The sequence below is a fragment of the Saccharothrix sp. 6-C genome (assembly GCF_016695385.1).
GTDB classification, from domain to species: Bacteria; Actinomycetota; Actinomycetes; order Mycobacteriales; family Pseudonocardiaceae; genus Actinosynnema; species Actinosynnema texasense.
Map to the genome: position 1 here is coordinate 416,691 of NZ_CP064192.1, position 15,385 is coordinate 432,075.

A 15,385-nucleotide genomic window follows, 5' to 3' on the forward strand; every position below is an offset into this window, starting at 1 on the left:
AAATGTTCGCGATCGTAATGCCGTCCCGCACGCGTGTTCGCGGGATCACCCGGTCGGCTCAGCTCGGATCAGGAGCAGCGGGTGCCCTCCGGCGGCAGCTTCAGCTCGACCAGGTAGGCGTGCCCGGCCTCGTCGACGCACTCGTTGCCGTGGAAGTAGACGGTGTGCTGGTTCCCCTCGAACGTCAGCAGCCCGCCGCCCAGCTCCTTCGCCAGGCTGACCCCCGCCTCGTACGGCGTCGCCGGGTCACCCGTCGTCGAGATCACCAGCACGGGCGGCAGCCCGGACACCGGCTTGTGCTCCTGCACGGTCGGCGGCACGGGCCAGAACGCGCAGGCGTCCAGCGCCGCGCCCGGCGGCTGGCCGTCGTCCAGGAACGGCGCGGCCTCCTTGTAGCGCCGCGCCACGTCGTTCAGCACGTTCTTGTCCGTCACGCGCGGCTCGTCCACGCACTTCACCGCCACGAACGCGTCCGTGATCGTCGAGTACCGGCCCTGCGGGTCCCGGTCGAAGTAGTTGTCCGCCAACAACATCAGCACGTCACCGCGGTTGTTCGCCAGCTCCGTCAACCCGGAGTTCAGCGGCGCCCACAGCTCCTCCGAGTACATCGCCTGGATCGCCCCGGTGATCGCGTCGTTGTACGACAGCTTCCGGTCGCCCACCGCCACGGGCCGCTGCACCAGCGGCAACGTCAGCTCCCGGAACGCCTGGTTCGCCTTCGCCGGGTCCGTCCCCAGGGCGCAGTCCGGCCGCTTCGCGCACCACGCCGCGAACGCGTCGAACGCCTTCTGGAACCCGGCGCCCTGCGCGATCAGCGACTCGACCTGGTTCTGCGTCGGGTCGACCGCCCCGTCGAGCACGAGCGCCCGCACGTTGCCCGGGAACGCCTGCGCGTAAGCCGCGCCGATGTGCGTGCCGTACGAGTAGCCCAGGTAGGTCAGCTTCTCGTCGCCGAGCGCGGACCGCATGACGTCCAGGTCGCGCACGACGTCCCGGGTGCCGACGTTGGCCAGCACGTCGACGCCCGTCGCCGCGGCGCACTTGTCCGCGTACGCCTTGTTCTCCGCCTCGGTCTGCGCCAGGCCCGCCGGTGACGTGTCGATGTCGCTGTCGAGCCGGTCGGCGTCCCGCTCGGCGTCGGTCAGGCACTTGACCTGCGGCTCGCTCGCCCCGATGCCCCGCGGGTCGAACCCGATCAGGTCGAACCGCTCACCGACCGGCGTGGACTTCACCTGCGAGCCCATGCCCGCCGCCGCGGCCATGCCGGACGCGCCCGGACCACCCGGGTTGATGACGAGCGAGCCGATCCGGTCGCCGGTCGCGGGCTGCCGCAGCAGACCGATCCTGATCGTGCGGCCCTCGGGCGCGGTGTAGTCGAGGGGCACCTCCAGGCGGGCGCACTCGATCGACTTCTTGTTCTTGAACTGCGACGTCGTCGTCCCGGTCGTCGCGTACGGCGCGCAGTCCTCCCAGCCGAGCTGCTGGCCGTAGAACCGCTCCAGCCCGGCGGGCACCACCCCGGCCGGCCCTCTCCGCTCCAACGCGGTCCCGGCGTTGGGCGACCCGGGCAGCACGCTCGTGCACGAGGCCAGGAGCGGGAGGGCGAGGAACAGCATCATCGGACGGCGCACATCTTCGATCGTAGGTGTGACGCGTCGGCCACAACGCGCGCCTTGGCCGCTCCGCGTGAGCGAGAATGCCACCATGCCACAGCTCCGACTCGCCCTCGCCCAGGTCAACGCCTGTGTCGGCGACCTGGCGGCCAACACCGAACTCGTCGTCGAGTGGTCCCGCAAGGCCGTGGAGGCGGGCGCACACCTCGCGGTCTTCCCCGAGATGGCGCTGACCGGGTACCCGGTCGAGGACCTCGCGCTGCGCGTGTCGTTCGCGGAGGCGTCCAAGGAGGCGTTGACCGCGCTCGCGTCCAGGCTGGCCGACGAGGGGTGCGGCGAGCTGGCGGTGTTCGTCGGCTACCTCGACCGCGACGAGCACGGCATGCGCAACGCCGCCGCCGTGCTGCACCGGGGCGGGGTGGCGGCCCGGCAGCACAAGCACCACCTGCCCAACTACGGCGTGTTCGACGAACGCCGGTACTTCACGCCCGGCGACGCGCTGGACGTCGTGCGCGTGCACGGCCTCGAAGTCGGCATGGTGATCTGCGAGGACCTGTGGCAGGACGGCGGGCCGATCGCCGCGCTCGGCGAGGCGGGCGTGGACCTGGTGGTCTCGCCGAACGCGTCGCCGTACGAGCGGAAGAAGGACGACGCCCGGCTGCCGCTGGTGGCTCGGCGCGCGGTCGAGGCGGGCGCGCCGCTGGCGTACGTGAACCTGATCGGCGGGCAGGACGAGCTGGTCTTCGACGGCGACACGATGGTGGTCGCCGCGGACGGCTCGCTGATCACCCGCGCACCCCAGTTCGTGGAGCACCTGGTCGTGCTCGACCTCGACCTGCCCGGCGGCGCGCCCCGCGCGGAAGGCTCGTACGGCGGGTTCACCGTCAACCGCCGCTCCCTGACCCACGACCCGCTGCCCGCCTACGACCCGCTGCCCGTGCCGCAGTCCGCCGAACCGCTGTCCGACGAGGCGGAGGTGTGGCACGCGCTGGTCACCGGCCTGCGCGACTACGTCCACAAGAACGGCTTCCGCTCGGTCGTCCTGGGGCTGTCGGGCGGCATCGACTCGGCGGTGGTGGCCTCGTTGTCGGTGGACGCCCTCGGCGCGGACCACGTGTACGGCGTGTCCATGCCGTCGGTGTACTCGTCGGACCACTCGAAGTCCGACGCCTACGACCTGGCCCAGCGCACCGGCTGCCACTACTCGGAGCAGCCGATCGCGGACATGGTCCGCGTCTTCGTGGACCAGCTCGGGCTGACCGGCCTGGCGGAGGAGAACGTCCAGGCCCGGTGCCGCGGCGTCACGCTGATGGGGCTGTCGAACCAGCACGGCCACCTGGTGCTGGCCACGGGCAACAAGACCGAGCTGGCCGTCGGCTACTCGACCATCTACGGCGACGCGGTCGGCGGGTTCGCGCCGATCAAGGACGTGCTGAAGACGCTGGTGTGGGACCTGGCGCGGTGGCGCAACGCCGAGGCCGAGAAGCTGGGGGAGCTGCCGCCGATCCCGGAGAACTCGATCACCAAGCCGCCGTCGGCGGAGCTGCGCCCCGGCCAGGTCGACACCGACTCGCTGCCGGACTACGAGCTGCTCGACTCGGTCCTGGACGACTACGTCGAGGGCGACAAGGGCTACCGCGACCTCATCGCGATGGGGTTCACGCACGAACTGGTCGACAAGGTGCTGCGCATGGTCGACAAGGCGGAGTACAAGCGCCGCCAGTACCCGCCGGGCACCAAGATCACGTTCAAGGCCTTCGGCCGCGACCGCCGGCTGCCGATCACCAGCGGCTGGCGTGAGGGCTGATCACGTAACACCGTCCCACCGCGGGCACTGACCACCGGCCGCTACCCTCCCTGTCCTCACAGCGGGCAGGGGAGGGGGAGCTTCGGTGGTGACGGAGTCGTCCGAGGACACGTCCGCGCGCCTGTTGCCGCAGGGCGTCGGGATCGCGGCCGACGTGGCCGCGGTCTCGGCGCTGGTGGTCGCGGGCGGGAGCCCGCTCGTGGTGGCGGCCGGCGCCCTGGCCGTGTTCACCGGGGTGTACGTGGTCTGGAAGCGGTGGGCGAAGCCGGTCGACCGGACGCTCGCCGTCGCCGTGGCCGTCGCCGCCCTGGGCGCGGGCGTGATCGGGTTCTCGGTCAAGCCGTCGTCCGCGACCTCGCCACCCGCCGACGCCGCCGCCTCGACCACCAGCCGCACCACGACGACCACCACCACCGTGGATCCGACGACGACCTCTGCCGCCGCCGGCACGGCGGTCACCACCTCGACATCGGTGACCACCACGACCACCGCGACGTCGACCAACCGCAGGCTGTACAGCTCGGGCAGTGACCGGGAGCTCGACTCCATCGACTTCGAGGACGGCATGACGTCCGGGCACGACCTGACGATCGGCCCGATGTCGTTGGACTCGAAGAACGGCGCGCAGTTCGCCCTGCTGGAAGCCGGCGCGCCGGACCCGGTTCACAGCGCGTGCGCCGCGCGCCCGGACGGCGACTGGCGGACCTCCGTGCCGCTCGTGGAGTTCCGCGAAGCCGTGCGCCTCTTCTGCGTCCGCACGGACAAGGGTCGGCTGGGGTTCGTGGAGGTGAGCGCGGTGCGCATGGGCACCGGTGCGGGCATCGACTCGGTCCACCTGCGCTGGACGGTCTGGGAGTAGCGCGGGTCAGGCGGTGGCGGTCGTCCCCGTGGGTGCGGCGGACTTCGCGGTCTTCGGCTTGCGGTCGACGCTGATGGCGCCCGCGATGGCCATCGCGCCGAAGACGATCAGCACCACGGCGAGCAGCCAGGCCAACGCGAGCAGGCTCGCCACCGGCCACACGAGCACCACGACCCCGCCGATCGCGGTCACGACCCCGGAGAACACCGCCCACCCGCTCTTGCCGAACCCGTGGAAGACCTCGGCCACCCCGCCGACCACCCAGGTCGCGCCGAGCAGCAGCGCCAGCACCGCGATGGTCTGGAACGGCGCGCGCAGGCACAGGATGCCCGCGACCAGCGCCAACAACCCGGCGACCGCCAGCAGCCACCGCTGTCGTCCCATCGCGTCCGCGGTGAACGAGGCGGCGAGCCAGAAGACGCCGGTGATGAGCATCTGCGCGCCGAACAGCACCGCCGCGGTCAGCAGCGTCAGCCCCGGCCAGAGCAGGACGGCCAGCCCGATCAACAGGGTGATCACCCCAAAGGTGATCCACAACGCCCGCCCGTGCCCGGCCGGAGTCTCAGCGCGCCGATCCTGACCAGCGGTGTTCGCATCGGGATACGTCATGCGGCCATGGTCCGTCCCCCACACCCCACCCGCAGTCGCCACCGGCGGACTCCGACCTATCGAGTGACCCCGACCGTCAGTCGGTGACACACCGCACATTCCATCCCCACCGTTGGAGTTCATCCCCTCCTCGGCCTACGCTAATTCCAACGTCACAGTTGGACTTCTCCCGACCTCCTCCTCCCCTTCCCTTCACCCGTTCCGCGCAGACCCCCGGAGCTCGCGTTGCCCCCTTCGCTCCCCACCCCCCACCCTCACCCCATGCACCACGGTCACCAGCTCGACCGTCCCCGTCCCCGCCGCCGGTCCGTGACCCGGGCGCCCTTCGTGGTGGCGGTCCTGGTGGCGGCCGTGATCCTGGCGGTGGGCCAGCTCTACCTGACGGTCCCGCTGCTGCCGGGCGTGGCCGAGCGCTACGGCATCCCCCTCTCCACCGCGGCGTGGGTGGGCGGCGGTTTCGGGTTCGCGTTCGCCCTGGGCAACCTGCTCTTCGGCACCATCTCCGACCGCTACGACCGCCGTCACGTGATGGCGGTCGGCCTCGCCCTGGGCGCCGTGGTCAGCGCGATCGCGGGCACCTCCACCGCGTTCGCCCCGCTGCTCGCGGCCCGTTCCGTGCAAGGCTTCCTGGCCGCCGCGATCCCGTCCGTGTCACTCGCCTACGCCACCGAGGCCCTCCCGCCGGCCCGCCGCGCCGTGGGCGTCACCGCCGTCTCCGGCTCGTTCCTGCTGGCGGGCGTGATCGGCCAGGCCTACGCCCTGGGCGTGGACGAAGCCCTCGGCTGGCGCTGGGTCTTCTGGCTCCTGGCCCCCCTGCTGCTGGCCGTCGCCCTCACCCTCACCCGCCTGCCCGCCGTCCCCCGCCCCACCCCCACCGCCCTGGCGACCACGTTCACCCGTCTGGGTCACCTTCTGCGCCGCCCGTCACTCCTGGTCGCCTACACGGGTGGCATCACCCTGCTGCTGACCTTCGTGGGCATGTACACGGCCCTGACCACCACCGTCGGCGAGCGCTACGGCATCCACAGCGCCGTCGACCTGCTCCTGCTCCGCCTGCCAGGCCTGCCCGGCATCGCCCTGGGCCTCTTCGCCGGCCCGCTGATCACCCGCTTCGGCGCCCACCGCGTCGCACCCGCCGCGTTCCTCATCGCCGCCGCCGGCCTGGCCCTGGAAGCGGGCTCCGTCACGCTCCCCGTGCTCCTCGTCGGCAGCGCGATCTTCGTTGCGGGCCTGGCCGTCACCATCCCGGCGCTGGTCACCCTGGTCGGCCGCGCGTCCGGCGAAGCACGCGGCGCGGGTCTGGCTGGCTACGGCTTCCTGGTCGGCCTGGGCGGCGGCATCAGCCCGGTCCTCGTCACCGCCCTGGCCCCGGCGGGCTTCGCCGCCGTCTGCCTGACCCTCGCCGGCCTGCTCATCCTCGCGGCGGCCACCCTCGCGCTGGGCCCCCAGCCGACTCCCGCGCCCGCCACCGTCTGACCCACGCCGGCCATTGCCCGACTCGCGCTCGCCGCTTCCGCTCGCCGCTTCCGCTCGGTGCGCGGGCGGCGTGGTCCGGGGGAGGAGTGAGGTCTGGGCGGTGGGTGGACGGGTGGTGCGGGTGGTGGTGTGGACGGTCGGGGGGTGGTTTCGGCGGGTCCGCTGGTTTTCAACCGAGGTGCGGTAACAGTGTTTCCGTACATTTCCGGGCCAGGTTCACCCGAACGTGTTGCTGCCGCCCTCGATCGACTCCAGCTTACCGCGTAGCCGTGACCTGCGCAGATGCCATCCGCCGCGCCGCCTCCACGACCGCGGCACGGCGGCGTGCGGGGTCGGCCGGTCCGGTCACCATCCGGGCCACCTGGGGCACGGCCAGCCACCACGTCGACAGCGACATGATCAGCAGCACCAGGTCGGCGGCTTCCGGCGACGCGACCATCACCCCGGCCGCCTGGGCCGACCGGAAAGCGTCGACCTTGCGCCGGTAGTGCGCCGCCCGCCCCTCCTCGTCGGGCACGGCGCCGTCCCCGTAGGCCAACGCCTCCCACTGCAACAACCGCACCAGGTGCGGGTTCGCCACGTGGTAGTCGAAGCACCGCCCCGCGTACTCGCCCACGTCCCGCAACGCCTCGGCGTCCAGCGGCACGGCCGCCGCGATCTTCGCCAACTCGTCCGACAGCACCGTGTGGAACAGCTGTTCCTTGTCGCCGAAGTAGTTGTACAGCCGTTCCTTGTTCACCCCGGCCCGCGCCGCGATCCGCTCCACCCGAGTGCCCGCCAACCCGTGCGCGGCGAACTCCACGACCGCCGCCTCCTTCAGGCGCCGCCGCGTCTCCTCGGTGTTCCAGGCCATCCCACGATGGTAGCCAACCGCACCGTTGCCCCCGGCCACCCGAAGATCGAGAAGATCACCGAGCCGAACGGGGCAGCAGCAGCGACACGATCGCGCCGACGCCGCAGATCACCGCGGTGATCCAGAAGATCTCGTGGTACTCCGTCAGCAACGCCGCCGTCAGCGCCTCCCGGTACGCCGCCGCCTTCTCGGCGAACTCCTCCGGCGTCATCCCGAACGGCAGCGGCGTGTCCAGGTCGGCGGTCAGCTCGCGGAACCGGTGCAGGCCCCACGCCGACAGCCCGGCCACGCCGACCAGCATCCCGGTCATCCGCGCCACCACCACCGCGGCCGACGCCACACCGTGCTGCGAGGACGGCACCACCCGCAGCACCGCCGCCGACACCGGCGCGATCACCAGCCCCAACCCGAACCCGGCCACCGCCAGGTCCCGTCCCACCACGAACGACGACACCGAAGCGGGCCACTGCGCGATCAGCGCGTACGCGCCCGCGGCCACCGCCAACCCGACGAACGACACCCACCGGTCACCCGACGGGGTCCGCGCCGCCAGCCACCCGCCGATCAGCGCACCCACCGGCAACGCGATCAGGAACCGCGCCAACATCCCCGCCGCCGCGGCCGAGTCACGCCCCAGCACGGTCTGCGCGAACAGCTCCACGTCCACCAAGGTCACCATCAACGCCGCACCGGTCGCCAACGACACGCCCAGCGACGCCAGGAACGGCCGCATGGCCACCCCCGCCGTGTCCAGCAGCCGCACCGACGACCGCCGCTCCCACAGCACGAACCCGACGAACACCACCGCCGCCGCCCCGAGCGCGGGCCACCCCCACGACGGCAGCACGGACCGCGCCGGATCGGGGTTGTAGAGCCCCACCACCAGCAGCGACAACGCCAACGCCAACAGGCCGCCGCCGACGACGTCGATCCGCACCGACGACCGGACCGACCGCGGCACGGTCGCCTGCACGACCGCCATCGCGATCGCCGCCAACGGCAGGTTCACCCAGAACACCCACCGCCAGCTCTGCGGCTCCACCGACTCGAAGAACGACCACGCGTTGAACAGCGACGCCAACCCGACGCCGTACAGCGTGCCGAGCACGCTGCCCAGCTCCTGCGCCGCGCCCACCACGCCCAGCGCCGACGCCCGCCGTTCCGCCGCCCAGAGGTCCGCGACCAGCGCCATCGTCACCGGCAGCAACGCCCCACCGGCCAGCCCCTGCACCACCCGCCCGGCCACCAGCAGCGGCAGGTCGCCCGCCAACGCCGTCACCGCCGAGCCGACCGCGAACCCGACCAGGCACAGGTGCAGCACCAGCCGCCGCCCGAACCGGTCCGACAGCTGGCCCAGCAACGGCATCCCGGCGACGTACCCGAGCAGGTACCCGGTCACCACGGGCGTCGCGCGCTCCAGGTGGTTCACCGGGATGCCCAGGTCGCGCACCATGTCCACGAGCACGCCGACGACCACGTACGCGTCGAGCGCGCCCAGCAGCACCGCCGTCGCGCCGGCCCCGATCGCCAGCCGACGAGCCCTGGCCGTGCCCACCTCACCCACCGCGGCGCCCACTGCCGGGCTCACGCGGGCGGCGAGACGGTGACGGGCTTGTTGAAGTCGGACAGCTCGATCGTCACCTTCGCACCGCTCGGCAACGTGAACAGCGCCTTCTGCAGCTTCTCATCCCGCACGGAGAACTCCGAGGCGACGTCGGCGTCGATGCCCGGCACGAGCCCGGCGACCACGTCACGCGGCACGGTCGCCTCGACGACCGCGAGCCCGTCGTCGTTCGACACGGTCTTGGCGTCACGCGCGTCGGCCAGCACGCGGGCCACGCCCTTGTCCGGGTCCAGGATCGCGGTCGGGTCGTACACCTGGCCCGCCAGCGCCGCGGGCAGCTTGGTGAACCCGCCGGTCGGACCCTTGAAGTACAGGTCCGTCGCGACCAGCACGTACTCGACCTCGATCAGCTGGCCGAACTGCTCGACCTTCGCCCGGCCCTGCGACTCGCCCTCGGCGTTCAGGTCGCCCTCGGCGTCCTTCACGCTCACGCCCGGCAGCTCGCCGTCCACCTTGATGGTGAAGTGGGTGCTGGTCACGGACTTCATCCCGGCGGACGCCTTCGCCAGCAGGTCCGGCCCGTCCGGCTGGGCCCCGGCGCCACCGGAGGACGTGCAGCCCGCCACGAGGGCGAGCACGAGCGACCCGATCAGGGCGCGACGAGGGAGCATGGGGTGAATCGTAGATCCAGCCGTCCTCCGACACCGCGAAACACCACCGCAAGTCCCTGACCTGCGCAATCATCAACGCGGGGCAAACGGCCCAGCGCGTTCCGCCGAGTCGGCAACGCACGGTTGACCGTCCTTACCTAGGCTTCGGGTCATGAACCGCCAGCAGGAGTTCGTGCTCCGCACCCTCGAGGAACGCGACATCCGGTTCGTCCGGCTCTGGTTCACCGACGTCCTGGGCTTCCTCAAGTCGGTGGCGATCGCTCCAGCGGAGCTCGAGGGCGCCTTCAGCGAGGGCATCGGCTTCGACGGCTCCGCCATCGAGGGCTTCGCCCGCGTGTACGAGTCCGACATGGTGGCCAAGCCGGACCCGTCGACGTTCCAGGTGCTGCCCTGGCAGACGCCGGACAAGAACCACTACTCGGCGCGCATGTTCTGCGACATCGCCATGCCGGACGGCTCGCCGTCGTGGGCCGACCCGCGGCACGTGCTGCGCCGCACCCTGGCCAAGGCCAGCGAGGCGGGCTTCACCTGCTACGTGCACCCGGAGATGGAGTTCTTCCTGCTCAAGGGCCTGCCCGACGACGGGAGCGAGCCCGTCCCGGCGGACAACGGCGGTTTCTTCGACCAGACCAGCCACGAGACCGCGACCCACTTCCGCCGCCACGCCATCGAGGCGCTGGAGGCGATGGGCATCTCGGTCGAGTTCAGCCACCACGAGGGCGCGCCCGGCCAGCAGGAGATCGACCTCCGCTACGCCGACGCGCTGACCATGGCCGACAACGTGATGACGTTCCGGTACGTGATCAAGGAAGTCGCGATCACGCAGGGCGTGCGGGCCTCGTTCATGCCGAAGCCGTTCACCGACCAGCCCGGCAGCGGCATGCACACGCACGTCAGCCTGTTCGAGGGCGACCGCAACGCGTTCTACGACGCCGAGGACCCGTACCAGCTGTCCGACACCGGCAAGATGTTCGTCGCCGGCCTGTTGAAGCACGCCCGGGAGATCTCCGGTGTGACCAACCAGTGGGTGAACTCCTACAAGCGGCTGATCGTGGGCGGCGAGGCCCCGACGGCGGTCTGCTGGGGCCACGCGAACCGGTCCGCCCTGGTGCGCGTGCCGATGTACTCGCCGGGCAAGTCGTCGTCGCGCCGCGTCGAGATCCGCTCGCTCGACTCCGCCTGCAACCCGTACCTGGCGTACGCGGTGATCCTGGCGGCCGGGCTCAAGGGCATCGAGAAGGGCTACGAGCTGCCGCCGCCCGCCGAGGACGACGTGTGGTCGCTGACCGACCGCGAACGGCGTGCCGCCGGGTACGACAACCTGCCGCAGAACCTCGGCGAGGCGCTGACGGAGATGGAGAACTCCGAACTGCTCCCCGAAGCGCTGGGCGAGCACGTCTACGACTTCTTCCTGCGCAACAAGCGGGCGGAGTGGGACGGCTACCGCCGCAGCGTGACGCCGTACGAGCTGCGCAACCTGTTGCCGGTCCTGTGAGGGAGACACCCGTGCGGGTGGTCCACACCGGGCACTCGGAGAAGCTAGGTTTGCAGACCGTGACCGAGGTGCCCGGGCGTTCGGAATCCCGTCCCACGTTCATCGCCTGCACGGTGGCGACCGCCGCCGAACTGCCCGCGGTGAAGGTGCTGTCGAGCTCGTTCCTGGCCAACCACCCGCAGGCCAGGTTCCTGGCGCTGGTGGTCGACGCCCTGCCGGAGAACTCCGGCCCGGGCCTCGTCACCCCCGCCGACCTGGGCATGAGCCAGGACGAGCTGGCGGAGCTGGCCACCGGCTGCACGGCGGCGCAGCTGTGCGGCGTGCTGCGGCCGAAGCTCCTGGAGCAGCTGCTCGGCCAAGGTGTGCCGGTGCTGTGCCTGGACCCGTGGGTGCAGGTGCTCAACCCGCTCACGGATCTGGTCGAGGCCGCCGTGCGCCGCGGCCCGCTGGTCCTGGTGCCGAGGGCGTTGCGGCCGCTGCCCGACGACGGCCTGCGCCCGACCCCGACCGAACTGCTCGAGACGGGCGTCTTCGACCCCGGGTTCCTGCTGGTCGCGCCCGGCGCGGAACCGTTCCTGCGGTCCCTCGGCGAACAGCTGCGCCGCACGCCCGACGCCACGAAGGCCGTGCTCGACATGGCTCCCGCGCTGGTCAACCTGCACGTCCTGCGTGACGCGACGGTCGGCCTGTCGGTGTGGAACGCGGCGCAACGCGACCTGCACCGCCGCCCGGACGGCACGTTGACGACGATCGGCGAACCGGTCCGCAGCGTCCACTTCGCGGGCTTCGACCCCCACCGCCCGTGGCTGCTGTCGGCGGACTTCGCCGACCGCCCCCGGGTCCTGCTCTCGGAACACCCGCAGCTGGCGGAGCTCTGCACGGCGTACCGGGCGGAACTGGTCCGCAAGGGCCACTCGCCGCAGCGGGTCCGGTACGGCTTCGGGCAGCTCGCGGACGGCACCCAGATCCCGGACGAGCTGCGCGCGGACTACCGCGAAGCCGCCCGCACCCACCCGGGCTCGGCCTTCAGCCCGGGCGGCAGGCAGACCACCGAGCCCGCCTCCACGCCGACCACCGAACCGGTGACCGCCGAACCGGTGACCACGCCGGCCGTCAACGGCACCCGCCCGAGCACCGAGCCCGAGGTCCTGCCCCCAGCCCCGGCCTCCACCGAACCTCCCGCGCCGGCCGAGCCTGCCCCGGACCCCGTCGCCGCAACCCCGGCCGCCGCCGAGCCGGCCGCCGCCGAGCCGGCCGCCGAAGGCATCACCCTGACCGGTCACCTCGACCAACCCGCCGAGGGCGTCGACCCGACCGGTCGGGTCGACCAGCCCGCCGAAGGCTCCGAGCCGCCCGTCGAGGTCCCGGCAACCGCCGACCGCGAAGAGCCGGCTGCCGATGCCGCGCCGACTGCTGACAGCGCCGAGCCCGCCGGCCAGGCCGCATCGTCCGCCGATGCCGATGCCGATGCCGAGCCCGCCGGCGATGTCGATGTCGATGCCGAGCCCGCCGCCGACCACCCCCGTCCGGCCGCCGCCGAGCGCTCCACCCCACTCGAACCGGCCTCCCCGACCACCCGAAGCACCCCACCCCCGGCCTTCGGGCCGGACGGCGGAGCGGGCTTCGTGGCCTGGGCGAGCGAACCCGTGCCCGGCCTGCCCGGCAGCACGCGCTGGTCCGTCGCGCTCTGGCGCTCCGACCAGGCCCTCCGCGCCCAGTTCCCCGACCCGTTCGGCGAGGACGGCCCGGCGTTCCGCGACTGGTGCGCGAGCGTCGGCGTGGCCGCGGGCCGGTTGCCGGTCGCCGCCGTGCCCCGGCCCCGCGCCGAAGGACCCGTGCTGCACGACCAGCTCGGCGTGTCCGTCCTCGGCGCCGGCCCGGTCGCCGAGCTCGTCCACGCCGCCGCCCGCGCGTCCGGCCTCCCGACCTCGACCACCGCCGGCTACCCGGTCGTGATCCGGGTCGGCACCGCCGAACGCGTCCCGGACAGCCGCTTCGTCGTCGACTACCTCCTCGACGACGACCAGCCGACCGACGCCGCCGAGCTGTGGGTGCCGTCCGAGGCGACGCGCGCCACCCTCGAACGCCAAGGCGGCCCGGCCGTCCGCGTCCTCCCGCTGCCGGTCGTGGACATCGAGGACCAAGACCCCGAGGCGCACGACGGGGTGATCTTCGGAGCCCTCGCCGATCACGCGATCGACCGCGCGGGCAACGTGCTGGGCGCGGTTTCGGCGTTCCTCTCGGCCTTCCCCGACCGCAACGACGTGACGCTGCGCATCGAGGTCAGCAACGCGTCGGCCCACCCCGAGGCCGCCGAACGACTGCGCTTGGCCACCGCCGCCGACCCGCGCATCGAACTGGTCGACACCCTCGGCCCCGTCGACTGCCTCGTGCACCTGCACCGGGGCGGCGCGTGCGACCGGATCGCGCACACCCTCGCCGGGCACGCCGCCCGCGCCACACCGGTCATGACCTCGGACCACGGCGCGGTCGCCGAGCTGTTCGACAAGGCCGCGGTGATCTTCGTGCCGTGCCGCCAAGGCGTGGAACCCGACGTCCAGGCCGCCGCGAAGCTCATGCGCGCCCTCGCCGACGACCTGCCGACGGCCGTCGCGATCGGCCTCAAGGGACGTGACCACGTCCGCGCCACCCGGGACGTGGCCAAGGTCGGCGAGATCCTCCGCGAACGCGTCGAGCACGCCTACCGGGGCTGGCGCGCCCGCCGGGCCAAGCCCTCGCCGACCGTCGACCCGCTCAAGGCGCTGCACTCGGCGAAGCACGCCCTGCTGCGCCAACCCGACGTGGGCACGGCCAGCCGCACGCCCATGGCGCCGCAGCTGCGCAAGGTGGTCCTGCGCGTCCTCGACCACTACGACAACCACATGCGCAACGTGCTCACGTCCCTGGTCGAAGGGGTCGAGCGCACGGTCTCCGAGGTGGTCCGCCGCCAGGACGACCTGTCCACCGGCGTGGGCCTGGGCGAGCTGGAGGTGCTGCGCGCCGAGCTGGAACAGCACGCCGAGCACCAGGGCCACCTGGCCGACCAGCTCGTCGGCATCGACGACGGCGTCGTCCGGGTCCGCGCCGACATGGCCGGCCAGGGACGGCGGGTGCGCGAGATCGAGGACGCCGTGGTCGCCGAGGCCGCGAAGCGCGCCAAGCAGGGCGACGCCCTGGCCCAGCGCATCGACAAGCTCGCCGTCGCGCTCGAACGCACCCTCGACCGGATCGACTCGCTGGAGTCCAAGGTCGTCGACGTGCTGCGGGACCGCGACACCAAGCTCGAGTTCGGCCTGCGCGCCGCGAACCAGGCGCAGCAGACCGCCGACGCCCTGCGCCGCGTCGTCGTGCGGGAGCACGAGCGGCACAGCGACACCGTGCCGCGCAGCTCGCTCGTGCTGACCGACGTGGGCCTGCTGCGCCTGCCGTCGGACGACGCGTTCATGCTGCCGATGCTGTCCAGCAACGGGGTGTGGGAGACCGGCCTGTCGGAGCTGATCGACTCGGTGGTCGAGCCGGACGGCATCTTCCTCGACATCGGCGCGTACGTCGGGTACCAGACCGTGCGCATGCTCAGCCGGTTCGGGACGGGCGGCGCGGTGGTCGCGGTCGAGCCGTGCCCGTCCGCGCGGGCGCTGCTGCGGCACAACGTCGACGTCAACCTGCCCGAACGGGTGGCGCAACAGCTCGTGCTGGTGGACGCCGCTGCCTGGGAGAGCACCGGTGAGCTGGCGACCCAACCGTCGTTGACGGGCGGGGTGTCGGTCGCGCCGCTGCCGGAGGACGCCGGCGACGACGTGCCGCGGGTGCGGGCGGCCAGGCTCGACAAGGAGCTGGAGGCCGTGCCGTCGTTGCAGGGCCGCAAGCTGTCCGTCGTCCGGGTGGACGCGCCGGGCCGCGGTCACCGCGCGTTGGCCGGACTGGTGCGCCTGCTGCGCCGGGATCGCCCGCACGTGTTCCTGGACTTCTCCGCGACGGCGACGTCGGGTTTCGGCGACGATCCGGTCACGGTCCTGAAGGAGTTCCGGATCTGGGGCTACGACCTGGTGCCGGTGCCCACCCGGGAACCGGCGTCGCCGGAGCAGATCGTGACCGCGATGGAGGGGATGCGGAGCATCCCGCTGTGGTTGCGACCCCGTCCGGTGGCGCCCAAGGGACCGGGTCCGCAGGTCGCGATGCCGGCACGCACCGCGCCGGCAAGCCGCTGACCAGGCGATTTGACACCGACGAAGGTCATGAGTAACTTTTACCGAGTCGCCAGCAAGAACCTCGGAACGAGCGGTTGACACCGCGAATCGGGCCGAGTAGACTACTGCGGCGTCAAGCTCCCAGAAACGAATAAGCAGCACAGAGTGCTGCCTCCGCTCTGGAAACAGATACAAATTGAATGCGAAGCGAGTTCAGCGCGGAGCCGAGAAGCCGAAACCGGCCGATTTGA

10 protein-coding genes are annotated in these 15,385 nt (G+C 72.2%); 5 read left to right on the plus strand and 5 right to left on the minus strand.

The genetic code is table 11. The features are described 5' to 3' along the window. Positions 1–68: 68 nt before the first annotated feature. A complete protein-coding gene (locus IOD16_RS02005; protein ID WP_201441152.1) occupies positions 69–1,616 on the minus strand; it encodes an alpha/beta hydrolase in 1,548 nt (515 codons plus the stop codon). Positions 1,617–1,704: 88 nt separating this feature from the next. Between IOD16_RS02005 and IOD16_RS02010 the strand changes: the two genes are divergently transcribed. Together IOD16_RS02010 and IOD16_RS02015 are read left to right on the plus strand one after the other, a co-directional pair. Continuing rightward, positions 1,705–3,420, plus strand: coding sequence for an NAD+ synthase (locus IOD16_RS02010; RefSeq protein WP_123743940.1), 1,716 nt, complete (start codon positions 1,705–1,707; stop codon positions 3,418–3,420). Positions 3,421–3,508: 88 nt separating this feature from the next. Further along, positions 3,509–4,279, plus strand: coding sequence for a hypothetical protein (locus tag IOD16_RS02015; RefSeq protein ID WP_201438664.1), 771 nt, complete (start codon positions 3,509–3,511; stop codon positions 4,277–4,279). Positions 4,280–4,285: 6 nt separating this feature from the next. Here IOD16_RS02015 and IOD16_RS02020 read toward each other — a convergent pair whose 3' ends face one another. After that, the gene (locus IOD16_RS02020) at positions 4,286–4,798 is read right to left on the minus strand and encodes an HdeD family acid-resistance protein (protein WP_201438665.1); all 513 of its coding nucleotides are present in this window, start codon (positions 4,796–4,798) and stop codon (positions 4,286–4,288) included. A gap of 351 nt (positions 4,799–5,149) precedes the next feature. Here IOD16_RS02020 and IOD16_RS02025 point away from each other — a divergent pair, with 351 nt between their 5' ends. Further along, positions 5,150–6,364, plus strand: coding sequence for an MFS transporter (locus tag IOD16_RS02025; RefSeq protein ID WP_201438666.1), 1,215 nt, complete (start codon positions 5,150–5,152; stop codon positions 6,362–6,364). Between the two features lie 256 nt (positions 6,365–6,620). Here IOD16_RS02025 and IOD16_RS02030 read toward each other — a convergent pair whose 3' ends face one another. Genes IOD16_RS02030 through IOD16_RS02040 form a run of 3 tightly spaced genes read right to left on the minus strand, consistent with a single transcriptional unit; the run spans position 6,621 to position 9,452 of the window. Then, on the minus strand, positions 6,621–7,217 hold the full coding sequence (locus tag IOD16_RS02030) for a TetR family transcriptional regulator (RefSeq protein ID WP_201438667.1): 597 nt from the start codon (positions 7,215–7,217) through the stop codon (positions 6,621–6,623). Between the two features lie 55 nt (positions 7,218–7,272). Next, positions 7,273–8,805, minus strand: coding sequence for an MFS transporter (locus tag IOD16_RS02035; protein ID WP_236594687.1), 1,533 nt, complete (start codon positions 8,803–8,805; stop codon positions 7,273–7,275). Next, positions 8,802–9,452, minus strand: a complete 651-nt coding sequence (locus tag IOD16_RS02040; protein ID WP_123743935.1) for an LppX_LprAFG lipoprotein — start codon at positions 9,450–9,452, stop codon at positions 8,802–8,804. The genes IOD16_RS02035 and IOD16_RS02040 overlap by 4 nt, the downstream gene beginning before the upstream one ends. Positions 9,453–9,603: 151 nt before the next feature. On the opposite strand from IOD16_RS02040, the gene IOD16_RS02045 reads away from it, so the two are divergent. Both IOD16_RS02045 and IOD16_RS02050 read left to right on the plus strand, forming a co-directional pair. Further along, a complete protein-coding gene (locus tag IOD16_RS02045; RefSeq protein WP_123743934.1) occupies positions 9,604–10,947 on the plus strand; it encodes a glutamine synthetase family protein in 1,344 nt (447 codons plus the stop codon). A gap of 11 nt (positions 10,948–10,958) precedes the next feature. Beyond that, positions 10,959–15,155 (plus strand): FkbM family methyltransferase, encoded by a 4,197-nt coding sequence (locus tag IOD16_RS02050; protein WP_201438668.1) that lies wholly within the window; start codon positions 10,959–10,961, stop codon positions 15,153–15,155. Positions 15,156–15,385 lie beyond the last annotated feature (230 nt).

What these genes read in the sequence shown, in the direction of transcription:
- IOD16_RS02005 (WP_201441152.1), bottom strand. Translation starts at nt 1,616, where the DNA reads ATGCTGTTCCTCGCCCTCCCGCTCCTGGCCTCGTGCACGAGCGTGCTG.
- IOD16_RS02010 (WP_123743940.1), top strand. Translation starts at nt 1,705, where the DNA reads ATGCCACAGCTCCGACTCGCCCTCGCCCAGGTCAACGCCTGTGTCGGC.
- IOD16_RS02025 (WP_201438666.1), top strand. Translation starts at nt 5,150, where the DNA reads ATGCACCACGGTCACCAGCTCGACCGTCCCCGTCCCCGCCGCCGGTCC.
- IOD16_RS02030 (WP_201438667.1), bottom strand. Translation starts at nt 7,217, where the DNA reads ATGGCCTGGAACACCGAGGAGACGCGGCGGCGCCTGAAGGAGGCGGCG.
- IOD16_RS02040 (WP_123743935.1), bottom strand. Translation starts at nt 9,452, where the DNA reads ATGCTCCCTCGTCGCGCCCTGATCGGGTCGCTCGTGCTCGCCCTCGTG.
- IOD16_RS02045 (WP_123743934.1), top strand. Translation starts at nt 9,604, where the DNA reads ATGAACCGCCAGCAGGAGTTCGTGCTCCGCACCCTCGAGGAACGCGAC.